Origin of the sequence: Pseudomonas sp. p99-361, from assembly GCF_003935475.1 — a bacterium.
GTDB lineage: Bacteria > Pseudomonadota > Gammaproteobacteria > Pseudomonadales > Pseudomonadaceae > Aquipseudomonas > Aquipseudomonas juntendi.
Genome location: NZ_RHQO01000009.1, coordinates 25,435 through 49,434, shown reverse-complemented (window position 1 = coordinate 49,434; position 24,000 = coordinate 25,435). Strand labels below are relative to the sequence as shown.

Sequence of the window (24,000 nt, the reverse complement as noted above, 5' to 3'; positions counted from 1 at the left end):
CACATCCTGCAGCACACCGACCAACCCCGTGCAGTAAAATTGCCGAGCATCTTTCTCGTACCGGTACCGTGCTTTAGTGAAGACATTGCGGTTCGATTCGATCTGATCAACATGACGGTCAAGACCAACCCGACGCCGTGTAGCTTCAGGGACGGCATGAAACAGTGTCAGTAAATCATGCCAGTCAATTCTATCACCGGCTTTTCCGTCAGCTCTCAGCTTACGTCAGCCACGGTTCGTGCCCTCGCCCGCTCATCCCTTCTTGGCTACCGGCCAGCAGCCCAAGCTTCGCTCTCAGTCCCGCGGCTCACCACCATAACGCCTACACGCGTCCCGCCATGCCCGCAGCCACCTTTCCACGCCTGGCAACCCGGTGGAACGTTTTCGCAACCGCCCGGGTCGCACAACAAAGACGCAGCCAACTGCGTGAACCCTGACCGTGAGGACCTTCCATGAGCGCGCTCTCTTCCAATGGGGCTGCAGAACACCCCATCTGCCTGACCCTCAATGGTCAGCCCCGAACCCTGGCTGTCCACCCGTGGACCACCCTGCTCGACCTGCTGCGTGACCAACTGGACCTGGTAGGCACCAAAAAAGGCTGCGACCACGGCCAATGCGGCGCCTGCACGGTGCTGCGCGACGGCAAGCGCGTCAATGCTTGCCTGACCCTGGCCATCATGTGCGACGGCGCAGACGTGGTGACCATCGAGGGGCTGGCCAGCGGCGACGTGCTGCACCCTATGCAACGGGCCTTCATCACCCACGATGCGTTTCAGTGCGGGTACTGCACACCTGGGCAGATCTGCTCTGCCGTCGGCCTTGTGCGTGAAGGGCGAGCCGACTGCCGTGAGGCCATTCGCGAGCAGATGAGCGGCAACCTTTGCCGCTGTGGCGCCTATGGCAACATCGTCGCCGCGATCGAAGAAGCCCAGCCGCTGATGGCACACCCGGATCAACCACAACGGGGGGCGAAGCCATGATGCCCTTCAGCTACCACAAGCCTGCGTCAGTCAGCGAAGCCGTGAGCCTGGCTGGCGACAGCGCGCGCTTCATCGCCGGGGGCACCAACCTGGTCGACCTGATGAAGGAAAACGTGGTCCGCCCCGAGCGCCTGATTGATATCTCAGGCTTGGCGCTGGATGGGCTGCACCCCACTGCCAACGGTGGCGTCATGATCGGTGCCCTGGTCAGCAATGCCGACCTGGCCTGGCACCCGATGATCGAGCAACAATACCCGTTGCTGTCACAGGCTATCCTGGCGGGCGCTTCACCGCAGTTGAGAAACATGGCCAGTACCGGCGGCAACTTGCTCCAGCGCACACGCTGTTACTACTTCTACGATACCGGCACCCCCTGCAACAAACGTGAACCCGGCAGCGGATGCCCTGCTCGTAGCGGCCGCAACCGCATACACGCCATCCTTGGCGCCAGTGAGGCCTGTGTGGCTACTCATCCGTCCGACATGTGCGTAGCACTGGCAGCACTCGAAGCCGTGGTGCACGTAGAGGGACCGGCTGGTAAACGCCAGATCCCGTTCGCAGATTTCCATCGCCTGCCGGAGAACAATCCGGAGCGTGATAACCAGCTGGCAGCCGATGAACTGGTAACGGCCGTAGAGCTGCCGCCACCGCTGTTCGAACAGCATTACCGCTACCTGAAAATTCGAGACCGAGCCTCCTACGCGTTTGCGCTGGTGTCGGTCGCTGCGGCCTTGCGCTTGGATGGCGATGTGATTCAGCACGCCCGCCTGGCGCTGGGCGGTGTAGCGCACAAACCATGGCGCGACCCGGCGGTGGAAAGCCTGCTGGTTGGCCAGGTGCCTTCCGAGGCGCTGTTCGATAACGCCGCACAGGCGCTGCTTCAGGGCGCACAGCCGCTGAGCCACAACGGTTTCAAAGTAATACTGGCGCAGCGTGCAATCGTGCGTGCATTGACTGACGCGGCGCACCGTGCCGCTGGTGGGGGGGCATGACCATGGTCAACAACAAATCGGTAGTCGGTACCCCTCTGGATCGCGTGGATGGCGTGGCTAAAGTCACCGGCCAGGCACGCTATGCGGGCGAATACCCAAAAGACGGCCTGCTCCATGGCAGCGTGGTGTCCAGTACCATCGCCCGCGGCCGTGTACTGCGCATCGACGCTACCGAGGCGCTGGGCGTACCCGGCGTTGTCGCGGTGCTCGACCATGGGCACCGTCCGCATATTTCCAGTTATGACGATGACTACAGCGACGCCGATGCAGCTGAGGGCGCGCCCTTTCGGCCCCTGTTCAACGATCGAGTGCTGTATAGCGGGCAACCCCTGGCGCTGGTGGTGGCGCACACCCTGGAGGTGGCCCGGTATGCAGGCTCATTGATCCGGATCGAATACGCCGAGGAACCTCACGAGACAGACCTGGGCGCTACCAAGGCGTCGCATGTGGCGCCGGCAGAAACACCGGCCCCGCGTGGCGACTTCGCTGGCAGTTTCGCTGGGGCACCCGTGCAGGTCGATGCCACCTACCTGACTGCCAACGAGCACCACAACCCGATGGAGCCCCACGCCTCCACCGTGCACTACAAGCCCGACGGCAGCCTGGAAATTCATGACAAGACCCAAGGCACGCAGAACTGCCAGGACTACCTGCACAAGGTGTTCGGCCTGCCCAAGGCCCAGATCCGTGTGCACGCAGCCTTCGTCGGCGGTGCCTTCGGCTCGGGCCTGCGCCCGCAGTACCAGCTGCCCCTGGCAGTGATGGCGGCGCTGCATCTTCGGCGCTCTGTGCGCGTCACCCTCACGCGCCAGCAAATGTTCACGTTCGGCTACCGGCCCCGCACCGAGCAGCGTTTGCGCCTGGGGGCAGATGCAGGTGGGCGCTTGCTGGCTGTCGGTCACGATGGGCTGGGGCAGACCTCGCGCTTCGAAGACTTCACCGAGCACCTGGTGGAATGGAGCGGCATGCTCTACCAGTGCGACAACGTTGAACTCAACTACCGCCTGGCCTCGCTGGATGTGTACACGCCACTGGACATGCGTGCCCCTGGGGCCGGTTCAGGCGTGGTCGCGCTTGAGTGCGCGATGGATGAGCTTGCCTGTGCCGCTGATATCGACCCGATAGAGCTGCGCCGGCGTAATTTTGCCGCCAACAACGGCAACGAGGGCAAGCCCTACTCCAGCAAAGAACTGCTGGCGTGCTACCAGCAAGGCAGTGAGCGTTTCGGTTGGCAGCACCGCAACCCGCAACCGCGCAGCATGCGCACTGGCAACCAATTGGTCGGTTGGGGAATGGCGGGCGGCGTCTGGGAGGCCATGCAAATGAAGGCCAGCGCGAAAGCGCGCCTGGATGCCCAAGGCCACCTCACCGTCAGCAGCGCCACCACCGATATCGGCACCGGCACCTACACCGTGATGACCCAGATTGCAGCCGACGCTGCGGGCGTCAGCGTGGAGGATGTCACCTTCGTGCTCGGTGACTCGTCCCTGCCCACCGCGCCCCTGCAGGGCGGGTCGTTCACGGTATCGTCGGTAGGGTCGGCCGTGCGCCAGGCTTGCCAGGTGTTGCGTAGCAAGGTGCTGGAGCATGCCCGCAAGGTGCATCCGCAGGTGGCGAGCACAGCGCGGGAGGACATCGTCTTCGCGGATGGTTATCTGCACGCGGGTAGTTTTCGCGTGGCCTTGGCAGATATCGTCGCCAGTGCCCCCGGCGCGCAGTTCGAAGTGCAAATCGACGCTGAGCCTGGTGCAAGGCGCCAACCGTTTTCCACGGCGACCCACTCGGCGGTGTTCGTCGAAGTTCAGGTCGACGAAGACCTTGGCATGATCAAGGTCACCCGAGTGGTCAGCGCCGTGGCGGCGGGCCGCGTGGTCAACCCGAAAACGGCCCGCAGCCAGATCCTGGGCGGCGTGGTATGGGGTATCGGCATGGCACTGCACGAAGAGGCCTTGACCGACCATGGCCTGGGTCGCATCGTCAATCACAACCTTGCGGAGTACCACATCCCGGTGAACGCGGACTGTGGTGATATCGACGTGCTCTTCGTTGAAGAGCACGACGATGTCGTCAATGAGCTGGGGTCCAAGGGTGTGGGCGAAATCGGCGTGGTCGGCGTGGCTGCCGCAGTGGCGAACGCCATCTACCACGCAACCGGCAAACGCGTTAGGGAGTTCCCGATCACACTCGACAAGGTGCTGTAACGCGAAAGCTGTGAGAAGCATGCGAGGGGAGCGGCTGCGAGCCGCTCCCCTCATTTCTCAGCAAATCGGTATTCGGAACTGAGGCCATCTGCGGGCGGAGGGAACCGCAGCAGCCCGTGCGCTACCGCTAGACAATAGCCGCAGGGTCGCCTACCGACTGATTTGGTTTGCTCCCTGACAGGCGCCAGCTCACCGCAGTAATCCCATACCGTTCAGCCATCGGGCGGCTGACCTTCCTGATCTTTTCCCGCCCGAATTTGGGGATGATCCCAATGCCCGCATCGCAACTTGCCCAATGCCAGGCTTCGGCATTGTCCAGGCGGTCCAGGCGAATGATGAAACTGCGCGGCTGACCATGCAGTTGGTAATCGATGATGAACAGCTGTGGGGCAGGCATCGCAGGGGCCTCCTCTTCTCCATGGATGACACCCTGATTGATCGGGGCAGCAGCAGAAGATTCAAAAAATATCGATCGACAGGCACGAGCGGCGCCCGAGCGGTGTACGCCTACAGGTACACTACCGCTCGCGCAGTACCTTCACTCGCTGCGGCTGCCGTGGCTGTTCCGGCCACCTTTGCGTCCGGCTTCCGATGCCCGCTGGCGATCATTGGCGAAGTTGCCGCCCGACGCCTGGCCGCCTTTGTGCCCAGCGCGCGATGCCCGCTCACGGTCGTTGGCGAAATTGCCCGGGTTGGTTTCTTTGGTTCCGCCGCGCTGGCGGGTACCTTCCTGATCTTGTGCCATGTGGTTTCTCCTTGCGATGAATAGGCGGTCGCACAACCTGTGCGTTCATACAGTGCACACACACAAGGTTGCCATGTTCAGATTCCGAACCTGCAATTGCCCGCTTGGCTCACACGTTTTGACGGCAACTGACCGGTGGCCCGAAACACGTGCAGGCCAACTATTTGCGCCCCGTTTGCAGGCGGGTCGCACTTTATCGCGCATGCAGCAGTCACAACTGCAGGGTAGCGGCCTATAATCGCCCCACTATTCAGGTGTGACTGTACAGTCACGCACCGCCCGTAAGGCTCTTGTACAAGGCTCCGTCGATGAAGTCCTCGCCCAAGCAACCCGCCGCGCCGCAAAACCCTGCACTCAGCCCAAGCCACTTGGACTTTCCGGTGGTGGGCATCGGTGCCTCCGCGGGTGGCCTGGAGGCCATCTGCACGCTGTTCCGGCATATGCCAAGCGACTGCGGCATGGCGTTCGTGGTGGTGCTGCACTTGTCGCCGGATCATCAGAGCGTAGCCGACCGGATCATCCAGGCCACCACGCAGATGCCCGTGCGCCAAGTCACCGAGCCGGTGCCGATCGAGCGTAACCATGTGTATGTCATCTCCCCGGCCAATCGCCTCTCGACCAATGACGGCTACCTGCGCGTGACCCCCGCCAATCGCCGCCGTGGCGACCACGTGGCCATTGACCTGTTCTTCCGCGACCTGGCCGACGTGCACAAGGACCATGCATTCTGCGTGGTGTTGTCGGGCACCGGCGCCGACGGTGCCGTGGGGCTGTCGCGGATCAAGGAGCAAGGCGGCGTGACCCTGGTTCAGACCCCGGACGATGCCCAGTACGACAGCATGCCCCGGGCTGCCATCGAAACCGGCATGGTCGACCTGGTGCTGCCCGTGGCCGAGATGCCACAAAAGCTGCTGGAGCTGTGGCGTAACGCCCGCCAGGTCAGGTTGCCGGAAATCGAGGATGACACCCTGCCCCCGGCGCTGGGCACCCGCGTAGGCGACGCCCAGGCCAGCGAGCCGCTGCTGGAGGAGATCCTCCTGCAGTTGCGCAGCAACACGGGGCACGATTTCCAGCACTACAAGCGCGCCACCGTGCTGCGGCGCATTGAACGCCGCCTGCACGTGACCGGGCAAAGCAACCTCGCCGGCTACTTGCACTACCTCGAGCAGAACCCCGCCGAGTCCACGGCGTTGCTGGCAGACATGCTGATCGGTGTGACCAACTTCTTCCGCGACCGCGAAGCCTTCGAGGCCCTGGAGCGGCACGTGCTGCCGCAACTGGCCAGCGAGCATGACCCCGTCGACGGCCATGACGAGATCCGCGTCTGGTCGGCCGGCTGCTCCACCGGCGAAGAGGCCTACAGCCTGGCCATGCTGATCTGTGAGCAACTTGCGCTGGAGCAGCGCAACCGCAAGGTCCAGGTGTTTGCCACCGACCTCGATGAGCGTGCCATCGGCATCGCCCGTACCGGCTTGTACTCCGAAGCGATCGTGACCGATGTGCCGCCCAGCCGGCTGCGCCAGTTCTTCGTCAAGGAAGACCAGCATTACCGGGTGCGCAAGGAAGTGCGCGAAAAAGTGTTGTTTGCGCGCCACAACCTGCTGTCGGACCCACCCTTTTCGCAAATTGACCTCATTGTCTGCCGCAACCTGCTGATCTACCTCGACCGCGAAGTGCAACGCGACATCCTGTTGATGTTCCACTTTGCCTTGCGCCCTGGCGGCCATCTGTTCCTGGGCTCGTCCGAGTCAGCCGACGTGGTGGGTGAACTGTTCGCGCCGGTGGACAAGCGTAACCGTATCTTCCGCGCCCGTGACGTCAGCAATGCCGGGCGCCGCGCCGAGCGGCAGGTGCCTGGCAGCACTGGCGCCAGCCTGCCATTGGACCCATTGGCCAAGGTCAAGCCCGGGCGCAAGCCCTCCTATGCCGAGCTGCACCACCGCGCGCTGGCCATGCGCATGCCGGCCAGCCTGATCGCGGATGTGGACGGCAATATCCTGCACATGAGCGAAGGTGTCGGGCGCTTCCTGCAACTGGGCGGCGGCGAGCCCAGCCGCAATCTGCTCGGCCTGGTGCTGCCGAGCCTGCGCCTGGCGCTGCGCAGTACGCTGTTCCAGGCGCGCCAAGGCACCGAAGCGGTCACCTCCCGGCCGGTCGACCTGGGCGATGGCCTGCAGCCGTTGCAGGTGGAAATCACCGTGCAGCCTTACAAGGACGATGTGCACAACGGCGATTGCCTGCTGGTGGTGTTCGAGCAGCGGGCGCCCGACCCTTCCCTGCCACTGCCGGGCGTCATCCGCCAGACCGACAGCATGGTCCTGCATAACCTGGAGCGTGAACTCCAGCGTACCCGCCTGCAGCTGCAGGAAACCATCGAGCAGTCGCAGGTATCCAGCGAGGAACTCACGGCCTCCAACGAAGAAATGCAGGCAATCAACGAAGAGCTGCGTTCGGCCAGCGAAGAGCTGGAAACCAGCAAGGAAGAGCTGCAGTCCATCAACGAGGAGTTGCTCACCGTCAACTACGAGTTGAAGAACAAGGTGGAAGAGACCGACAAGGTCAACGACTACCTGAGCAACCTGATCGCCTGCACCGAAATCGCCACCGTGTTCGTCGACCGCAACCTGCATATCCGCTGGTTCACGCCGCGCGCCGCCGACCTGTTCAACATTTTACCGGTCGATACCGGCCGCTCATTGCTCGACATCACGCACCGCCTGGACTACCCAGCCATGGCTGATGATGCCCGCGCCGTGGCCCAGGGTGAGGCCGTTATCGAGCGGGAAGTTGGCGGCCAGCGCGACCACTGGTACCTGGCACGCCTGCTGCCCTACCGCTCCAGCGAGCAGAAAATCGACGGCACCGTCCTGACCTTCATCGACATCAGCAGCAGCCACGCTGCCGAAGAGCATGTGCGCCTGGGCGAAGAACGCTTGAGCAAGCAACTGGCGGAATCGCAAACCACCAGCCACATGAAAGACGAGTTCTTCGCCATCATGTCGCATGAACTGAAGCACCCACTGAACCTGATTCAGCTGAATGCGGAAATGCTCCGCCGCCTGCCCTCGATCAAGCAGATCGGCAACGCCAGCAAGGCTGTTGCCACCATCTGCGAGGCGGTTGGCAGCCAGGCCAGGATCATCGATGACCTGCTGGATGTGGCACGCATCCGTACCGGCAAGCTCAAGCTCAAGACCGAGCCGGTAGACCTTGGCGCCATCCTGCGCGGCATTCACGCTGTGGTGGTGGCTGAGCAACACCCCTGTCTGGTGCGCCTGGAGCTGCCTGCCGACGGCTTGCCAGTGATGATCGAAGGCGATGTCACGCGCCTGGAGCAGATCATCTGGAACCTGCTGAACAATGCCCTGAAATTCAGCCCGGCAGGCAGTGAGATACGCCTGGTGTTGAGCCGTGACGATCAACAGGCACGCCTGCAGGTGATTGACCAGGGCGTAGGCTTGAGCCCCGACAGCCTGGAGCACATCTTCGACCTGTTCAGCCAGGCTCCCCTGCTGGCCAATCAGAACCGTGAAGGCCTGGGCATCGGCCTTTCGTTGGTACGCCAGTTGGTCGAAGCCCAGGGCGGCACCGTGCAGGCCAGTTCGGCCGGCTTGGGCTTGGGCTGCACCTTCTCCGTTTGCCTGCCGCTGTGCAACGTGCAGTCGCCGCCTTGCGCCAACCCTGCAGAGCATTCCCGGGAGGGCCGGCTGCACGGCGTGCGCGTGTTGCTGGTGGATGACTCGGTAGAGGTATTAGAGATCATGCAAGAGCTGCTGGAAATGGAAAACGCCAGCGTGCGCGCCTTCAGCCGCCCCCGCGAGGCGCTGGAGGTGGCCTCCGGTGAGGAGTTCGACATCATCCTCTCCGACATCGGCATGCCGGTGATGGATGGCCATGCCTTGATCAAGGCGCTGCGCAGCCACGCCCATCTGCGCCACACCCCGGCCATTGCCCTCACCGGCTACGGTGCCAGCGCAGACCAGCACAAGTCACGCCAGTCTGGCTTCGACCGGCACCTGAACAAGCCGGTCGGCTACGACGAACTGGTGGAGGCCATCGAAACCTTGAGCGGCACGGTGCCTTACTGATGGTCGGCGGGCATGAACCTCAGGCGTGCACGCTCCACTGGTTCATGTCCAGCGTGATCGGCATCTCGTCGATGGCATGGATCACGCCGCTTTGCAGTGCCTCCTGCGGCCCCAGAATTCGCGGGTACGCCATCAGGTAGCGCGGCACGTCCAGCACCTCGGGCGCACCTTCTGTGCGCTCGGCCACAATCTGCGCGTACAGCTGCAGGTCGTAATCCAGGCTCATCGCATATTCGGCCATGCGTGAATGGTCGACCGAGCCGTGCAAGGTCCAGTGGAACGGGTGGAACAGGAACTTGCTGTAGCTGCATGCCGTGCGCCACTCCCCGGCCAGGAACAGGATATTACCCATGGACTCGACGGTGCCCAGGTTGTGCGTATGCACCTGCACCGGCAGCGCCCGCAGGAAGTTATACAAGGTAAAGCCGTAGCTGCACTCGCCGCCCATGGTAGCGATGTTCAGTTGCAGCACCTCGGCGCCCTGCTGCAATGCCTTTGAGCAGGTATTGATCAGGTTGCCACAGGTCGACGAATTGATCGGCCCGGTGAAATGAATGATGTGTCTGGCCATGCTTGCCTCCAGGGTTGGCAGGTCAATTCCTGGGCTCGCGCGCCTGGGGCGCTTACCCGGTGGAATCGTCTGCGCGGGCAAAGTTCAACCTGTCAGTGGCCGTTCCCGTTGATCACAAGCGGTGAACCCTTGGCCCTCTGCGCCAGTCGCAATAACACAGTAACCGAACAAGGAACCGGTAATGAGGACGACGGCGTGAGCGATATCCGCATCGGCATTTCCGGGTGGCGCTATGGCCCCTGGCGCAAGGACTTCTACCCCAAGGGCCTGCGCCAGGACGATGAACTGGCGTTCGCCTCGCGGGCCGTGAACAGCATCGAGATAAACGGCTCGTTCTACAGCTTGCAAACCCCAGAGCGCTACCTGCGCTGGCGTGATGAAACGCCGGATGGCTTCGTTTTCGCGGTCAAGGGGCCACGGTACATCACCCATGTGCGGCGCCTGAAGGAGGTTGAGGAGCCAGTGGCCAACTTCTTCGCCTCTGGCCCGCTACTGCTAGGCGACAAGCTGGGGCCGTTCCTGTGGCAGTTCCCACCGAACATGAAGTTTGACGAAGAGCGTTTTGCCCGGTTCTTGCAGTTGCTGCCACGTGATCGCAAAGCCGCGCGCGCATGCGCCCAGGGCTGTGCCGAACGGCTGCGGGACAGTGGCGGCCTTGCAATCACCGGTAATGTGCGTTTGCGCCACGCGGTAGAGGTCCGCCACGAGAGCTTTCTTTGCGAGGCGTTCATCAAGCTGCTGCGCAAGCACCGGGTTGCGCTGGTGGTTGCGGACAGTGCCGGCAAGTGGCCGCATGCCGAGGATGTGACCGCAGACTTCGTGTACATGCGCCTGCACGGCGATGTGGAGCTCTATAGCAGCGGCTATACCGCGCGCGCGTTACGCCGCTGGAAACAGCGCATCCTGCACTGGAGCCAAGGCAGCCAGGCAGACGACGCGCGCCTGATCGTGCCGGGGCCGCCACCTCGGCGTGCGGCGCGTGACGTGTACTGTTATTTCGACAATGACCAGAAGGTCCATGCGCCCTACGACGCCCGCCGTTTGCTGCAGAAGCTGTCGCTGGACCACGAACTGATGACCGAACCGGGCGTGGTGCCGGAGGTGGCCTTGTGAACGAACCCATGACTGCTTTGCCGCGCAGCACCGATCAGTCCACCGCCGTGCGCCGCTTGAACGTACTCACGCTGAACGTGCACAAGGGGTTCACCTTCTTCAATCGCCGCTTCATCCTGCCTGAGCTGCGTGAAGCGGTCCGTTCCACCGGCGCAGACCTGGTGTTCCTGCAGGAAGTGCATGGCAGCCATCAGCAGCATGCCTTGCGCCACCCGGCCTGGCCTGATACCCCGCAATATGAATTCCTTGCCGACAGCATGTGGCCCCAGTTCGCTTACGGGCGCAATGCCGTGTACCCGCAGGGTGACCACGGCAACGCCTTGCTGTCGAAATTTCCCATCCAGCGCTTCAACAACCTCGATGTGTCGGTGCAAGGCAAGGAACAACGCGGCCTGCTGCATTGCCAACTCGAGGTGCCAGGGCACGACCAGGTGCACGCCATTTGTGTGCACCTGGGCCTGCGCGAAGCCCATCGGCAAAGCCAGATCCAACTCTTGCTCGACCTGCTGGCCAGCCTGCCGCCGCAAGCGCCGGTCATCGTCGCCGGCGATTTCAACGACTGGCGCCTGAAGGCAGATGCCGTGTTGGGCGAGCACCTGGTAGAGGCCTTCGGCGAGCGCTTCGGCACCCCGGCACGCAGCTTTCCGGCGCGTCTGCCGCTGCTGCGCCTTGACCGCATCTACCTGCGCAACGCCATGCCGAGCGCTGCCCAAGTACTGTCGAATTACCCGTGGTCGCACCTTTCCGACCACGCACCATTGGCCGCGGAGATTCACCTGTGAACAGACCTTGGGTAGAGGGCAACAATATCAAGTTGCTGATCAACGGCGAGCAGTATTACCCCTGTGTGTTCGAGGCCATGGCCCGTGCCCAGGAAGAGATCCTGCTGGAAACCTTCATCATTTTCGACGACAAGGTCGGCCGGCAACTGCAGCAGGCGCTGATCGACGCGGCCCGCCGCGGCGTGCGTGTCGAAGTGGTGGTGGACGGCTATGGTACCGGCGACCTGCCCGCGCCGTTCATCGCGGCCATGACAGATGCCGGCGTGAGTTTCCACGCCTTCGACCCGCAGCCGCGCCTGGTGGGCATGCGTACCAACCTGTTCCGGCGCCTGCACCGCAAGATCGTGGTCATCGATGGCGAGCGGGCCTTCATTGGCGGCATCAACTACAGCGCCGATCACCTGGGCGACTTTGGCCCCATGGCCAAGCAGGACTATGCCGTCGAGGTAACCGGCCCAGTGGTGGCACAGGTGCATGCCGCCAGCAAGCGCCTGATGTCGCCGGTGCTGCAGGAACCAAGCGCCGTGCGGCCGTTGACCGAGCCCGCCGGGTCCACCACCGCCGTGCTGGTAGAGCGTGACAATGGCGTGCGCAGGACAGCCATCGAAAGCCAGTACCTGCAGGCGTTTCGCGGTGCCAAAGAACGTATCGTGGTGGCCAATGCCTACTTCTTCCCCGGCTATCGGCTGCTGCGCGAGTTGCGCAACGCTGCCCGGCGCGGGGTGGCTGTGCACCTGATCCTGCAGGGGCAGCCAGACATGCGCTGGGTCCGTGCACTGTCGCGGTTGCTGTACAACTACCTGCTGCGTGATGGCGTGGTCATTCATGAATACTGCAAGCGGCCCTTGCACGGCAAAGTGGCGCTGGTGGACGACGAGTGGGCGACCGTGGGTTCCAGCAACCTCGACCCGCTGAGCCTGTCGCTGAACCTGGAAGCCAACCTGTTCATCCGCGACCGCGCTTTCAACCAGCTGCTCGGCGAGCACCTGCAGTCACTTGCGCACGAGCAGTGCAAGCCGGTGACCCTGGAACGCATGATCCGTGGCTACTGGTGGCGGGCACCGCTGATCTTCGCCTGCTTCCATGCGGCGCGCCATTTCCCGCGCATCGCCGGCTGGTTGCCGGCACACCGCCAACGGCTGCGCTCGCTGCAGCCAGACGTCGAGGCCCCGGCCGGCGACCTGCACGAGGGCAATACCTGATGGCACGGACAACCTGGCAAACCTGGGCCAAGCGCGTATTGACGGTGGCGTTCCTGATCCTGATCCCTGTGCTGCTGTACCAATTGGCGCGCAACCTGGACTGGAGCGAAGTGCGCCAGTCGCTGCTCGCCTACAAGCCTGGAACGCTGGTGGTCGGCCTGGCAATTGCGGTGTGCAGTTACCTGACGTTCGCCAGTTACGACTTGCTGGCCCGCGCCTACACCGGTCATCATCTGCCCGCCTGGCAAGTGCTGCCGGTCGCCTTCGTGTGCTACGCGTTCAACCTCAACTTCACCACCTGGGTCGGCGGGGTTGCCTTGCGCTACCGCCTGTATGGGCGCCTGGGGCTCGATACCCCCACCATCACGCGCATTCTCACGCTGGGCCTGCTCACCAACTGGATGGGCTATATGCTGCTGGCCGGCAGTGTGTTCGCCCTGGGTCTGATCGAACTGCCGGGCAACTGGGCGGTGGGCACAACAGGGCTGCGCCTGATCGGCGTACTGTTGCTGGCAATCACCGCGGCGTATCTGCTGGCCTGTGGCCTGGCCAAGAAGCGCACGTGGCGCTGGCGCGATCACGAAGTCACTTTGCCAACCCTGCGCCTTGCGCTCTGCCAGGTAGCGCTGGGGGCCTGCAACTGGGCATTGATGGCGCTGCTGATTTACTGGTTGCTGCCGGGCGACGCCTTCTACCCGGCGATCCTCGGGATCCTGTTGATCAGTTGCGTGGCAGGCGTGGTTGCACATATCCCGGCGGGCCTGGGTGTGCTGGAAGCGGTGTTCCTCGCCCTGCTGCACGGGCAGATGGCGCAGGGCACGCTGGTAGCTGCGCTGTTGGGCTATCGCACTCTGTACTACCTGATACCGTTGGTGGTTGCGATCGTGACTTATCTGGTGCTTGAGAAGCGCGCGAAGGTCATGCGCCAGCGTGACAATTCGGTGCAAACCTGATGGTCAGGGTCACGCGCGCTTAACGTCGGCGCGGCCTGGTGCCGCGCCAACAAGGCGACTTCAAGGGGAAATCGGGTCGCTCGCCGGGAAGGTCTCATCCAGCGCATTGTCTACGGCATTTTCATCCGGTTTTTCGCTGCAATGGCAGGCTTGCATCCTGCAGCCCTCGCCATGGCTATGGCCGTTGGCACAGGCCTCACAGCAATAGGCCTTGCCGTCACGCTGCAAGGCATTGGCATCCACGGTGCAGGAACAGTCGGTACAGGCACAACGTTGCTGGTTCATGATCTGCTCTCCTCGTCATCGATCACATCATCGGTCCAGGGTTCGCCGTCAAGCGGCGCGGAACGTGCCAGTTCGGCTTCATCCAGCCCAAAGCCGCCACCGATTTCGTCGGCATCCACTTCGCGCAGGTCCATATCAGCCGGGCCGTCGCCGCCGCCGGGCTCGTGCGGGTCACGGGCGCCGGTTTCATCCAGCAGCGTATCCGGGCTCAGGTCGTCGTAGGTGACGTTGTCTTCATGCAGGCTGTCGCTCAGCGCTTCGCCACCCGTCATGCCGCTTTCGGCAACACGCTCTGGTGGGAATTCGCGCTCGATCTCGCTCGCCGGGCGCTCGTCCCCTACCCGCCCCTGGCGTTCGTCCAGGCGCTCATCGAAGTCCAGTTCGTGCACGCTGCCCATGCGGTCCTCGGTGTCGTCGATCTCGGTTGGGGTGTAGGGCTTAGGATCTTCTGTTCGGGCCATGTACGTTCTCCGTCAGTTGGCTGCATTCGGTCGACTGCATCCGGTGGCCGAAGATTCAGAGTTTTTTGAACTCCCTGCCTGCCCGGCGCCTCCCACCTCTACAGAGTGCGATTTGCCCGGAGCCGGACATGGCCAAGCCCCTGCAGGAATACGCGCGCAAGCGCGACTTCAACGCAACGCCCGAGCCCAGTGGCAAACGCAGCCGTGGCAAAAAAGCCCATGCGCTGCAGTTCTGCATTCAGAAACACGACGCCAGCCACCTGCATTACGATTTCCGCCTGGAGTTGGGCGGTACGTTGAAGAGCTGGGCGATCCCCAAAGGCCCGTCGCTGGACCCGAACGTGCGCCGCCTGGCCGTGCACGTCGAGGACCACCCGCTGGACTATGCCGATTTCGAGGGCCATATCCCTGAAGGCCACTACGGGGCTGGCGATGTCATCGTCTGGGATCGCGGCATCTGGGAGCCGGAGGGCGACGCCCATGAGGGCTATGCCAAGGGCAAGCTCAAGTTTCGTTTGCAAGGCGAAAAACTGTCGGGGGTGTGGCACCTGTTCCGCACCCACCTGGCGGGCAAGAAAGAACAATGGATGCTGGTCAAATCCCACGATGCCCAGGCCCGTAGCGAAGCCGAGTACAGCATCGTCGACGCGCAGCCCGACAGTGTGCTCAGTGACCGCACCCTGATCCCCCGCAAGCCGGCAGCCAAGCAAGCCGCCGCCAAGCCGCGGGCTACCCGCAAGCGCCCCGGCAAGGTTCGCCAAGCCGCATTGCCGAATCAGTTGCAGCCACAGCTGGCCACCTTGGTGGACACGCCGCCCCAGGGCGACTGGCGCTATGAGGTCAAGTTCGATGGCTATCGCATCCTGGCTCGTATCGACGGCGACGAAGTGCGGCTATTCACCCGCAACGGCCATGACTGGAGCAGCAAGATGCCCCGCCAGGTCGCAGCATTGCGCGCCCTGGGCATCGATTCGGCCTGGCTGGATGGCGAAATGGTAGTGGCTGACGAAAATGGCGCAGCGGACTTCCAGGCGTTACAGAACGCCTTCGACGCCGAGCAGGACGAGCACATCACTTACTACGTGTTCGACCTGCCCTTTCTGGGTGGTCAGGACCTGCGGCAGGCACCGCTACAGGACCGCCGCGAAACGCTGAAAAACCTCCTCGATCACGCCCCGTCAGACGTACTCAAGTATTCCGCCGACTTCGACGAACCGGTCGACGCCTTGCTGGCCAGCGCCTGCCGCCTGGAACTCGAAGGGCTGATCGGTAAACGTGCGGGCAGCCCCTACAGCGGCCGCCGCAGCGCGGACTGGATCAAGCTCAAATGCAAGCGCCGCCAGGAGTTCGTGCTGGTTGGCTACACCGACCCCAAAGGCAGCCGCAGCGGCTTCGGGGCCCTGCTACTGGCGTTGCACGACCCGGACAATGGCGAGCTGCGCTATGCCGGCAAGGTCGGTACCGGCTTCACGGCTGCCACCCTGGCCAGCATCCATGCGCGCCTGCAGCCACTGGAAATTGCCAGGCCCGCCGTGGCCCGCCCGCCCAGCGGCGCAGAAGCCCGAGGTGTGCACTGGCTGAAGCCGCAGCTGCTGGCCGAAGTGGCGTATGCCCAGATGACCCGGGACGGCATTGTGCGCCATTCGGTCTTCCATGGCCTGCGCGATGACAAGCCCGCCACCGCCATCGACCTGGAACGCCCCATGCCCACCAACACCACGCCCCGCCGCAAACGCGGCAAAGCAGCGCCGCTCTCGGAGGACCTGCACCTTACCCACCCTGACCGGGTGATCGACGCTACCACGGGCGTGACCAAGCGCGATGTGGCCGAGTATTACGCCGCCGTCAGCCAGTGGTTGCTACCCCAGATCCAGCACCGCCCGGTGGCATTGGTGCGCGCACCCGATGGCCTGGCCGGTGAGCTTTTCTTCCAGAAGAACGCCAGCCAGCTGCACCTGCCCAATGTGCTCGAATACGACAAGGCCCAGGCCGGCCAGGCGGCCATGGTCATCAACCGCGCCGATACCCTGCTGGGCGCGGTGCAGATGAACATGCTCGAGCTGCACAGCTGGAATGCCACTGACAAGGACTTCGACAGGCCCGACCGCTTCGTGCTCGACCTCGACCCTGACCCCGCGCTGCCCTGGAAGGCCATGCTGGAAGCCACTCAACTCACCCTCACCCTGCTCGACGAGCTTGGCCTGAAAGTGTTCCTCAAGACCAGCGGCGGCAAGGGCATACACCTGGTGGTGCCGCTGACCCGCCGCGCGGGTTGGGACGAGGTCAAAGCTTTCAGCCATGCCATCGTCGAGTACCTGGCCAAGCTGTTTCCGGACCGCCTCAGCGCTGTTTCAGGGCCCAAGAACCGCATCGGGCGCATCTTCATCGACTATCTGCGCAACGCCAGGGGGGCAACAACCGCGTGTGCCTATTCCCTGCGTGCACGGGAAGGCCTGCCGGTGTCGGTACCCATCTGGCGTGAGGAACTGGCCACGCTCAAGGCCGCCAACCAATGGAACATCGCCAACCTGCCCGCGCGCCTGGCTGAGGTCGACGACCCGTGGGCGGACCTGGGCAAGGTCCGCCAGTCTATTACGGCGCGCATGCGCAAACAGCTGGGGCTTGCCTAGTGGCCACGCATCAGGAGACCCGCCCATGAGCATCGTCCAGGACTTCAATCTGACCCATTTCGACCGCCTACTGCGTACATTTGGTGATCGTCAGCAGCCCCTCAACCTCGACACTCAGTTGCCTCAGCTGATGCAGGCGCTGCAGGCCGACCACCTGGACCTGCTGCCGTTGCCAGGCCAGGGCAATACCTTGCGCCGTTGGCAGACGTTGGCCCGCGTGGCGGGTTGCGACCTGGCCCTGGCCAAGCTGTATGAAGGGCACACCGATGCTTTGGCGATTCTGGCGGAGTGCGCAGCTGCACATTACGTGGCAGAAGGCATTTGGGGGGTGTGGGCCGCCGAGCCACCTGATGCCCGCGCGGTCATAACCTCCCGCGGCGGCGACAGGGTACGTTTGCAAGGCACCAAAGCCTGGTGTTCCGGGGCGTTGCAGATCGACCGGGCATTGCTCACGGCCTGGGATGAGCAGGGTCAGCAGCAGTTGGTCGCCATCGAACTGTCGCAGCCTGACCAGGGGCTGAACATCGAGCATTGGCAAGCCGTGGGCATGGCTACCACGGCCAGCGTCGAGGTTACCTTCGACAACACCCCGGCAACGCTGATCGGCAAACCTGGCCAGTACCTGGCGCGCCCTGGTTTCTGGCACGGCGGCGGCGGTATCGCCGCGTGCTGGTATGGTGCGGCCGAGGCCCTGGCCGACTACCTGCGGGAGTATTGCCGCAAGCCGCGGCCCGACCCGCATGCCGATGCCCACCTCGGGGCGGTGGACGCCGCTTTGTATGGTGCGCGTGCGGCGCTGCGTGAATGCGCCGCCTGGATCGACCGGCAGCCGGGTGCAGATGCCAGTTTTGAAGTGCGGCGCACCCGCGCCCAGGTCGAGCAGGCCGTGGACCAGGTCATCAGCCATGTCGGGCGGGCCTTGGGTGCCACACCGTTCTGCCGCAACAGCCACTTCGCCCGTTTGAGCGCCGATTTGCCGGTGTATCTGCGCCAGAGCCACGCGGAGCGTGACCTGGCAGCGCTGGGCCAACAGCTGGCGCAGGTGCCGGCAGGAGCGTGGCAGCTATGAGTGAGAACTTGATCCAGGCCAGCAGCGGCACCCCTTGGGCCGACTGGCAGCAGGCCGCCCACCTCGCCCGGGCCACTTGGCTCGACCCCGCCCGGCTCTGCCCGCCTGGGCGCCGCCTGGTGATGATTGCGCCCCACCCGGATGATGAAATCCTCATGGCAGGCGGCCTGCTGAGCAGCTTCAAAGGCCGTGAAGCCGACCTGGTGCTGATTTCCGCAACCGATGGTGAAGGCAGCCACCCTGGCTCAACCCAGTGGAGCGAGCATCGCCTGCGTCGCCAACGCCCCCAGGAAAGTCGCCTGGCATTGCAGCAGCTTGACCTGGACCCGAACCGCGTGGACTGGCGCCGGCTCAACCTCAAGGACGGCCAATTGCCGCGAGAGGAAGCGTTCCTCGTCAGCCATCTGACTCAATTGTTGCGCCCGGACGACCTGTTGATGGCTACCTGGCGCAATGACGGTCATTGCGACCACGAGGCCGTCGGGCGCGCCGCCGCCCACGCGGCATTGGCGCGGCAAGTGCAACTGGCCGAGGTCCCGGTCTGGGCCTGGCACTGGGCGCAACCCGACGACCCTCGCCTGCCCTGGCCCCGTGCCCACCGCCTCCAGCTGGATGAGGCCCGGTTGGCGCGCAAGCGCAAGGCCCTGGCCGCCCATGCCAGCCAGTTGCAGGCAGACGGTGAGCGGCCGCCGGTGCTACCGGCAAACCTGCTGGATTGCCTGCTGCAACCTTTCGAACTGGTGTTCCTTTGACTGGAGTTGTCATGAGCCTCGATCCACAGTATTTCGCCGACTTGTATGCGACCAATGAAGACCCGTGGGCTTTTCGCACTCGTTGGTACGAGAAGCGCAAGCGCGAGCTGGTCATGGCCAGCCTGCCCCGTCAATGCTACCAGCGGGTATTCGAGCCAGCCTGCGCCAACGGCGAGTTAAGTGCACTGCTGGCCGAACGCAGCGGGGAACTGCTATGCCAGGACCTCGATCCCACCGCCGTGGGGCTGGCCCGCGAACGCTTGGCTCAGGTGCACAATGCGTCTGTGGAACTGGCGCGGCTCCCGGCAGACTGGCCTGGTGGGCGCTTCGACCTGATCGTGCTGAGCGAGGTGGGCTACTACCTGGACCCCACCGACTGGCTGCAAGTCATCGAACAAGCAGTCGCCAGCCTGTCTTACGACGGCGGCCTGCTGGCATGCCACTGGAAGCACCCCATTGTCGGTTGCCCGCAGGATGGGCGTGAAGTGCATCGCATGCTGGCCCGCCACCTGCCCCTCTACAAGCAGTTCCAGCATGATGAAGCGGACTTCGTGCTCGAGTACTGGTCAGCCCAGCCCAGTGTGGTAGACCTAGACGAGACTTGCCCATGATCGCCGTCGTGATTCCGGCCCATAACGAGGCCCGCCGCCTCGGCCGTTGCCTGCGTGCAGTGCTGATCGCCGCCGTGCAGGCACAGCAGGCTGGCCATCGGGTCGAGGTGCTGGTCGTGCTCGACCGCTGCAGCGATGGCAGCGCCGCGGTGGCGCGGCGGTTTGGTGTGCAGGTGCTGGAGGTGGAGGCTGGCAGTGTTGGCATGGCCCGGCGGGTGGGCGCGGCGCACATGGTCGACCGTGGTGCGCGGTGGCTGGCCTGTACCGATGCCGATAGCCGGGTGCCGGGGCACTGGTTGTTGTCGCAGCTGGCCTGCAGTGCCGAGGTTGTCTGTGGCACGGTACACGTCGAATACTGGCAGCCGTGGCAGACGGCCGCCCTGCGCCAGCTCTATCAAAGCCGCTACGAACAGCGCGAGGGCCACCGGCACATTCATGGCGCCAACCTGGGCGTGTGCGCCGACGCCTATGCGCGGGTCGGCGGCTTCCAACCCTTGTCCGCCCATGAAGACGTGCAACTGGTCAACGATCTGCAAGCCAGTGGCGCGCAGATCGTCTGGACGGCCCGGCACAGCGTGGCCACCAGCAGCCGCCGCGACAGCCGCGCCCGGGAAGGCTTTGGCGATTACCTGGCGGGGCTACAGGCTCTGGTTTGACCGGAGCGCTTGCGGGGCTTCGCTCAGGAGGCCTTGCGCGGCTTCTTCGCCGGCTTCTTGCCGCCGAGGCTGCGTTTCAGCAGCTCGGTAAGGTCGAGGATATCAGCACCTTTCTCGGCGCTGGCGGCCTTGCCTTTCTCGACTGTAGCGATCTTGCCTTTGCTGGCCTTTTCTTCCACCAGGTCCAGAATGGTCTGGCGGAAGGCGTCATGGTAATCCTCGGGTTTCCACGGCCCGCTCATGTCTTCGACCAGGCGCTTGGCCATGTCCAGTTCGCGCTTGTCGACCTTGGTATCGGTCACACTGCTGTCCAGCTCCAGGGTCTCCAGCCCGCGCACCTCCTCGGGCCAGCGCAAAGTGATCATCACCAGCGCGTCATCCAGAGGGCGCAGCAGCGCCAGGTGCTGGCGGGTGTGCAGCACCACCGTGGCCAGCGCCACCTTGCCGGTTTTTTCCAGCGTCTCGCGCAGCAATGCATAGACTTTGCCGCCGCGCCGGTCGGGGGTGAGGTAATACGGGGTATCGAAGTGCTGCAGGGGTATTTCGCCAGCCTCGACAAAGGAGAAGATATCGATCGTCTGGGTGGCTTCAGGGCGAGCCTTGCGGATTTCCTCCTCGCTGATCACCACATAGCGGCCCTTTTCATACTCCACGCCTTTGACGATGTTGTCCTTGTCGATTTCCTTGCCGGTGACCTTGTTCACCCGCTTGTAGCCCACAGGCTCCATGCTGCGCTTGTCCAACCAGTCGAAGTCCACCCGTTCGGTGCGCACCGCGGTGTTGAGGGCCACGGGGATATGCACGAGCCCGAAGCTGATAGCGCCTTTCCAGATTGCCCGAGCCATGACACTGCTCCAAAGTTGGCTGCCGATACCAACAGTGACTGCACCGGGTGGCGAAGGTTTAATGGCACTGCCCCACGGCCACCAATGGCCGGCAATCAGAGCGCGCTGAACAGCACACGCTTGAACGCTTCGGCCGCCAGGTGAACCTGTACGGCCCAATCACCGGCAGCCTCGCTGCCCGCGTCATCGGAGATGTACTTCAGGCACACGAACGGAATACCTTCGCTGCGCGCGATCAAGGCCAGTACGTAGGCTTCCATGTCGACCACATCGTAAGGCGCATCGCCGTGGTTGGTTTCAAAGCTGTCGCCACTGCCGCAGGTTTCCAGCGCCAGGCCGGGTATGGCCGCACCGTGTTCGAGTAGCACCGGGGTATTCGCCAGTGGCGTCTCGTAACGGGCGAAACCCAACGGCGTCACGTCCATGTCGCGCTGCACGAAACGGTTGCAGCACACGACAGCGCCTTTGCCGTGGCGCTGGCTGCCAGCAGAACCCAGGTTGACGATCAGCCTGGGGCGGCGCACAGCGATAGCCTTGGTCAGGGCGATAGCGGCATTGACCTTGCCGATACCGGTGAACACGGTGTTCATTTCGCGGAACACCTCGCCCGCTTCGGCTTCGAGGGCGAAGACGAACAAGGTGTCTTCCAGGGAGATATCGGGGAATTGCGTGGTCAGCATCATGGCGCGGGTTGTCCGAGTGGCGGCAAGGGGCGCGCCATTGTCGGGAAACGCCGGCCAATTGCAAGTGCGCCGTACCACTTCTACAGGCGGGTAACCGTCAGGGCTACGGCGGCTATCCGCTCCACGGCTTCATAACCCGGCTCAGCCAGCTGTTCTCCGAACACATCAGGGTCGATTTCACGATATACCCAAGAGCACGTGGGGCCGGCCAGACGCAGGCGAACAGCCTCGAGCAAGGGATCATGGCCGTCCACCATCGCCACACCGGTATACAACAGCAACGAGCCGCCCGGGGTCAGCCGCTCACGAGCCTGCTCGACAATCCGCAATGACAACGCGGCCCCCAGGGCGCCACCGCCATGCCGGTAGGTCCGCTCGCCCACATCGAGCATGTAGGGCGGGTTGGCAACGATCAGGTCGAAGTTGCCGGGCACATCGTCCAGCAGGTCACTGTGCTTCACCGAAATATTGCTGACGTCAGCCAACGCTGCATTCACGGCGGTGTAGCGCAGGGCAAGCGGGTTGATATCCACCGCAGAAACCCGCGCATGGTGCGCCGCCCGCGCGATCAGCAAGGCGCCAATGCCGGTTCCACAGCCAATGTCTACGGCATGCTCAACCCGGTTGGGGGTGTGTCGCAGGTGGTTATGGATGACCTGGGCGAAGCGGTAGCTGTCTGGGCCGAAGAACACCGCGTCCGCGGCCTCGGTGGGGTAGGCAGAATGCACCAGTAACAGGTCATCCAGGGTGGACCAGCGCACCGCGCTGCGAAACGACTGTTGAGGTGTCGCAGTCAAGCCCTCCGCGCGCTGCAGCAGGGCCATTAGATCCGCAGTTACCAGCCCGGGGCTGAACGCCTGACTCCAGCCGAACACATCGCGCAGGGTGCGTGCCTGCTCGCCGGCGCAGCGGGCCATGACGCGAGCGTGTGTGGCCGGTGTCACGCAGGTGAAACGGTAACCAGCGGCACGCAGGCGCTGGCCCAATTCCACCAGCGCATCGTCACTGGCAAGTACTTGCGGGTCCGGCACCATCAGCGCGCTTGCTCCTGGATCATCCCCGTGGCCTGCAGATAGGCGCGGGTCGCCTGCAGCCCGTCAGGCGTCGCGTGACGATTACCAGCCATGCGTTCGATGAGCGCTTCAATATCGTGCGCGTCGACATTCACAGCGTCACCTTCCGGGGATGCCGGCAACTGCCAGCTTCCGGGGAGCAGGCGACGAACGCGCGACTGCCAACCTGCTGCGATCCAGTCGTGCCACAACTGCTTTTCATAGGCGGTGAACACACCGTACATCGGTGCTGATGGCCCATCCATGAGTGCCCACCAGCGGCTTTGCGCGGGTTCTTCACCGCGGCGAATCCAGCCCTGCGCCTGCAGCGCCTGCAGAAAGTGCGGCATTGCGCCAGGTTCCGCCAGCCATTGGTTGATGGTGCGCCCCTGCAGCCGGCACCGGTCTGAATGCATGAACTGGCCAAACTGGCGCTTCTGTTCCAAGGCCTGCACCAATTCCGCTTCAAGGTCGAAAAGGCTGACCAGGGTGGGTGTATCCACGCCAAGGTCATTCAGACGGTAGCCGTGCCGTACTCGCTGGTAGAACCCGGAGGGGTCACTGCGCGGGCTGAGTTGGCGCGAGGCCTGGATTGACAGGTGGGCGTGACCGCTGGCGGCGTTGTCGATCGTGACATGCAATTGGAAATACTGGCCGTCGATGCCCAATTCGGCGAGTTCATAGGTGGTAATGAGCAAATGCAGCGGTGGTTGTTCGTAGCCGAGGTTGTAACCGATCAGCTCAGGGAGGAAGTCCTCACCGTAGCGACCCAGTGCCAGCTGCAGTGCCCCCTGCAAATAGCGCTCGTCTTCAAGGTGCAACGGTTCCAGGCAACCCAGGCGGCTCATCAGCCGCTGATAGATCGCCACATGGTTGCAGCGCACATCACCGCTGCCCAATTCTTCCAGGTAGGTCCGGATCAACCCGTGGTAGCGCGGGTCTGCCCAATGCCGCAAGGTACTGTGCAACCACGCACCATCCACCGCCTTGGTCGGTGCCACCTGTTGCAGGAACCATAGCGCTTGCGCGCGCGTGGCAAAATAGCGGCGTGGCCTACCTTGCTGGCGTTGTGACAAGTAGGCGGCAAAACCTTGAGCTACTTGCCCGGCGTGGTGCGCGCCCCAGGCTTCAAGCTCCACGGGGTCGGCTGGCAGGTCATCCGGCAAGTGCCGGGCACGCTCCAGTTGCTCATTCAACCATTGCGCGCCAGCGTTATCAGTGCCTGCCAGCAAGGCTTCGTAACGCTGTTGCAGGCTGGTTGTGGCCAGTGAGGCCGGAACTGTCGCGGCGGTCTTGCGAGTCATGACCGTCATGCCGTTTTCCTCATGC

General features: G+C 63.6%; 22 protein-coding genes. 13 read left to right on the top strand and 9 right to left on the bottom strand.

Annotated features, from left to right (window positions below; genetic code table 11):
- The first annotated feature begins 452 nt into the window (after positions 1-452).
- Genes EGJ22_RS06200 through EGJ22_RS06190 form a run of 3 tightly spaced genes read left to right on the top strand, consistent with a single transcriptional unit; the run spans position 453 to position 4,173 of the window.
- Positions 453-980, top strand: coding sequence for a (2Fe-2S)-binding protein (locus EGJ22_RS06200; protein WP_029886811.1), 528 nt, complete (start codon positions 453-455; stop codon positions 978-980).
- A complete protein-coding gene (locus EGJ22_RS06195; protein WP_029886812.1) occupies positions 977-1,972 on the top strand; it encodes a xanthine dehydrogenase family protein subunit M in 996 nt (331 codons plus the stop codon). The genes EGJ22_RS06200 and EGJ22_RS06195 overlap by 4 nt, the downstream gene beginning before the upstream one ends.
- Positions 1,969-4,173: a xanthine dehydrogenase family protein molybdopterin-binding subunit gene (locus EGJ22_RS06190; protein ID WP_371921034.1), complete on the top strand. Its 2,205-nt coding sequence runs from the start codon at positions 1,969-1,971 to the stop codon at positions 4,171-4,173. The genes EGJ22_RS06195 and EGJ22_RS06190 overlap by 4 nt, the downstream gene beginning before the upstream one ends.
- 127 nt (positions 4,174-4,300) lie before the next feature.
- Here the strand turns inward: EGJ22_RS06190 and EGJ22_RS06185 are convergent, their stop codons facing one another.
- Both EGJ22_RS06185 and EGJ22_RS06180 read right to left on the bottom strand, forming a co-directional pair.
- Positions 4,301-4,570 (bottom strand): DUF6555 family protein, encoded by a 270-nt coding sequence (locus tag EGJ22_RS06185; protein ID WP_029886814.1) that lies wholly within the window; start codon positions 4,568-4,570, stop codon positions 4,301-4,303.
- A 141-nt stretch (positions 4,571-4,711) separates the two neighbouring features.
- Positions 4,712-4,918 carry a general stress protein gene (locus EGJ22_RS06180; protein WP_029886815.1) on the bottom strand — a complete coding sequence of 69 codons (207 nt, stop codon included), beginning with the start codon at positions 4,916-4,918 and terminating at the stop codon, positions 4,712-4,714.
- 308 nt (positions 4,919-5,226) lie between these two features.
- Between EGJ22_RS06180 and EGJ22_RS06175 the strand changes: the two genes are divergently transcribed.
- Positions 5,227-9,006, top strand: coding sequence for a CheR family methyltransferase (locus EGJ22_RS06175; protein ID WP_029886816.1), 3,780 nt, complete (start codon positions 5,227-5,229; stop codon positions 9,004-9,006).
- Between the two features lie 19 nt (positions 9,007-9,025).
- Here the strand turns inward: EGJ22_RS06175 and EGJ22_RS06170 are convergent, their stop codons facing one another.
- The gene (locus EGJ22_RS06170) at positions 9,026-9,577 is read right to left on the bottom strand and encodes an ATP-dependent Clp protease proteolytic subunit (protein ID WP_029886817.1); all 552 of its coding nucleotides are present in this window, start codon (positions 9,575-9,577) and stop codon (positions 9,026-9,028) included.
- A 195-nt stretch (positions 9,578-9,772) separates the two neighbouring features.
- Here EGJ22_RS06170 and EGJ22_RS06165 point away from each other — a divergent pair, with 195 nt between their 5' ends.
- The 4 genes from EGJ22_RS06165 to EGJ22_RS06150 are packed head-to-tail and all read left to right on the top strand — an operon-like array spanning position 9,773 to position 13,627.
- Positions 9,773-10,690, top strand: a complete 918-nt coding sequence (locus tag EGJ22_RS06165) for a DUF72 domain-containing protein (protein ID WP_029886818.1) — start codon at positions 9,773-9,775, stop codon at positions 10,688-10,690.
- An 8-nt stretch (positions 10,691-10,698) separates the two neighbouring features.
- Positions 10,699-11,472 (top strand): endonuclease/exonuclease/phosphatase family protein, encoded by a 774-nt coding sequence (locus EGJ22_RS06160; protein WP_033744712.1) that lies wholly within the window; start codon positions 10,699-10,701, stop codon positions 11,470-11,472.
- Entirely contained in the window at positions 11,469-12,674 is a 1,206-nt protein-coding gene (clsB, locus tag EGJ22_RS06155; RefSeq protein WP_029886820.1) for a cardiolipin synthase ClsB, read from the top strand. The genes EGJ22_RS06160 and clsB overlap by 4 nt, the downstream gene beginning before the upstream one ends.
- Positions 12,674-13,627 (top strand): lysylphosphatidylglycerol synthase domain-containing protein, encoded by a 954-nt coding sequence (locus tag EGJ22_RS06150; protein WP_029886821.1) that lies wholly within the window; start codon positions 12,674-12,676, stop codon positions 13,625-13,627. The genes clsB and EGJ22_RS06150 overlap by 1 nt, the downstream gene beginning before the upstream one ends.
- Before the next feature lie 60 nt (positions 13,628-13,687).
- On the opposite strand, the gene EGJ22_RS06145 is transcribed toward EGJ22_RS06150, so the two are convergent.
- Entirely contained in the window at positions 13,688-13,912 is a 225-nt protein-coding gene (locus tag EGJ22_RS06145) for a metallothionein (RefSeq protein WP_009686889.1), read from the bottom strand.
- A complete protein-coding gene (locus EGJ22_RS06140) occupies positions 13,909-14,373 on the bottom strand; it encodes a hypothetical protein (RefSeq protein ID WP_009686890.1) in 465 nt (154 codons plus the stop codon). The genes EGJ22_RS06145 and EGJ22_RS06140 overlap by 4 nt, the downstream gene beginning before the upstream one ends.
- A gap of 128 nt (positions 14,374-14,501) precedes the next feature.
- Between EGJ22_RS06140 and ligD the strand changes: the two genes are divergently transcribed.
- The 5 genes from ligD to EGJ22_RS06115 are packed head-to-tail and all read left to right on the top strand — an operon-like array spanning position 14,502 to position 20,091.
- Complete coding sequence (gene ligD / locus EGJ22_RS06135; RefSeq protein ID WP_029886823.1) at positions 14,502-17,003, top strand: DNA ligase D; 2,502 nt, start codon at positions 14,502-14,504, stop codon at positions 17,001-17,003.
- Positions 17,004-17,028: 25 nt separating this feature from the next.
- Positions 17,029-18,072 carry an acyl-CoA dehydrogenase family protein gene (locus EGJ22_RS06130; RefSeq protein ID WP_029886824.1) on the top strand — a complete coding sequence of 348 codons (1,044 nt, stop codon included), beginning with the start codon at positions 17,029-17,031 and terminating at the stop codon, positions 18,070-18,072.
- Positions 18,069-18,824, top strand: coding sequence for a PIG-L deacetylase family protein (locus EGJ22_RS06125; RefSeq protein WP_054881613.1), 756 nt, complete (start codon positions 18,069-18,071; stop codon positions 18,822-18,824). Before EGJ22_RS06130 ends, EGJ22_RS06125 begins: the two co-directional genes overlap by 4 nt.
- 11 nt (positions 18,825-18,835) lie before the next feature.
- Complete coding sequence (locus EGJ22_RS06120) at positions 18,836-19,435, top strand: bifunctional 2-polyprenyl-6-hydroxyphenol methylase/3-demethylubiquinol 3-O-methyltransferase UbiG (protein ID WP_029886191.1); 600 nt, start codon at positions 18,836-18,838, stop codon at positions 19,433-19,435.
- Positions 19,432-20,091, top strand: a complete 660-nt coding sequence (locus tag EGJ22_RS06115; protein WP_029886192.1) for a glycosyltransferase family 2 protein — start codon at positions 19,432-19,434, stop codon at positions 20,089-20,091. The genes EGJ22_RS06120 and EGJ22_RS06115 overlap by 4 nt, the downstream gene beginning before the upstream one ends.
- A gap of 23 nt (positions 20,092-20,114) precedes the next feature.
- Here EGJ22_RS06115 and EGJ22_RS06110 read toward each other — a convergent pair whose 3' ends face one another.
- The 4 genes from EGJ22_RS06110 to EGJ22_RS06095 all read right to left on the bottom strand — a co-directional run bounded on the left by EGJ22_RS06110 (position 20,115) and on the right by EGJ22_RS06095 (position 23,984).
- Positions 20,115-20,936, bottom strand: coding sequence for a Ku protein (locus tag EGJ22_RS06110; RefSeq protein ID WP_009686897.1), 822 nt, complete (start codon positions 20,934-20,936; stop codon positions 20,115-20,117).
- Between the two features lie 95 nt (positions 20,937-21,031).
- Positions 21,032-21,619: a nucleosidase gene (locus EGJ22_RS06105; RefSeq protein WP_029886193.1), complete on the bottom strand. Its 588-nt coding sequence runs from the start codon at positions 21,617-21,619 to the stop codon at positions 21,032-21,034.
- An 80-nt stretch (positions 21,620-21,699) separates the two neighbouring features.
- On the bottom strand, positions 21,700-22,653 hold the full coding sequence (locus EGJ22_RS06100) for a class I SAM-dependent methyltransferase (RefSeq protein ID WP_029886194.1): 954 nt from the start codon (positions 22,651-22,653) through the stop codon (positions 21,700-21,702).
- Positions 22,653-23,984: an iron-containing redox enzyme family protein gene (locus EGJ22_RS06095; RefSeq protein WP_029886195.1), complete on the bottom strand. Its 1,332-nt coding sequence runs from the start codon at positions 23,982-23,984 to the stop codon at positions 22,653-22,655. Before EGJ22_RS06095 ends, EGJ22_RS06100 begins: the two co-directional genes overlap by 1 nt.
- Positions 23,985-24,000 lie beyond the last annotated feature (16 nt).

Coding starts and splice junctions, on each gene's coding strand:
- EGJ22_RS06140 (WP_009686890.1), bottom strand. CDS start 14,373: ATGGCCCGAACAGAAGATCCTAAGCCCTACACCCCAACCGAGATCGAC.
- EGJ22_RS06145 (WP_009686889.1), bottom strand. CDS start 13,912: ATGAACCAGCAACGTTGTGCCTGTACCGACTGTTCCTGCACCGTGGAT.
- EGJ22_RS06200 (WP_029886811.1), top strand. CDS start 453: ATGAGCGCGCTCTCTTCCAATGGGGCTGCAGAACACCCCATCTGCCTG.
- EGJ22_RS06150 (WP_029886821.1), top strand. CDS start 12,674: ATGGCACGGACAACCTGGCAAACCTGGGCCAAGCGCGTATTGACGGTG.
- ligD (WP_029886823.1), top strand. CDS start 14,502: ATGGCCAAGCCCCTGCAGGAATACGCGCGCAAGCGCGACTTCAACGCA.
- EGJ22_RS06185 (WP_029886814.1), bottom strand. CDS start 4,570: ATGCCTGCCCCACAGCTGTTCATCATCGATTACCAACTGCATGGTCAG.
- EGJ22_RS06170 (WP_029886817.1), bottom strand. CDS start 9,577: ATGGCCAGACACATCATTCATTTCACCGGGCCGATCAATTCGTCGACC.
- EGJ22_RS06195 (WP_029886812.1), top strand. CDS start 977: ATGATGCCCTTCAGCTACCACAAGCCTGCGTCAGTCAGCGAAGCCGTG.
- EGJ22_RS06190 (WP_371921034.1), top strand. CDS start 1,969: ATGACCATGGTCAACAACAAATCGGTAGTCGGTACCCCTCTGGATCGC.
- EGJ22_RS06115 (WP_029886192.1), top strand. CDS start 19,432: ATGATCGCCGTCGTGATTCCGGCCCATAACGAGGCCCGCCGCCTCGGC.
- EGJ22_RS06095 (WP_029886195.1), bottom strand. CDS start 23,984: ATGACGGTCATGACTCGCAAGACCGCCGCGACAGTTCCGGCCTCACTG.
- EGJ22_RS06120 (WP_029886191.1), top strand. CDS start 18,836: ATGAGCCTCGATCCACAGTATTTCGCCGACTTGTATGCGACCAATGAA.
- EGJ22_RS06100 (WP_029886194.1), bottom strand. CDS start 22,653: ATGGTGCCGGACCCGCAAGTACTTGCCAGTGACGATGCGCTGGTGGAA.
- EGJ22_RS06175 (WP_029886816.1), top strand. CDS start 5,227: ATGAAGTCCTCGCCCAAGCAACCCGCCGCGCCGCAAAACCCTGCACTC.
- EGJ22_RS06180 (WP_029886815.1), bottom strand. CDS start 4,918: ATGGCACAAGATCAGGAAGGTACCCGCCAGCGCGGCGGAACCAAAGAA.
- EGJ22_RS06125 (WP_054881613.1), top strand. CDS start 18,069: ATGAGTGAGAACTTGATCCAGGCCAGCAGCGGCACCCCTTGGGCCGAC.
- EGJ22_RS06160 (WP_033744712.1), top strand. CDS start 10,699: ATGACTGCTTTGCCGCGCAGCACCGATCAGTCCACCGCCGTGCGCCGC.
- EGJ22_RS06130 (WP_029886824.1), top strand. CDS start 17,029: ATGAGCATCGTCCAGGACTTCAATCTGACCCATTTCGACCGCCTACTG.
- EGJ22_RS06105 (WP_029886193.1), bottom strand. CDS start 21,619: ATGATGCTGACCACGCAATTCCCCGATATCTCCCTGGAAGACACCTTG.
- EGJ22_RS06110 (WP_009686897.1), bottom strand. CDS start 20,936: ATGGCTCGGGCAATCTGGAAAGGCGCTATCAGCTTCGGGCTCGTGCAT.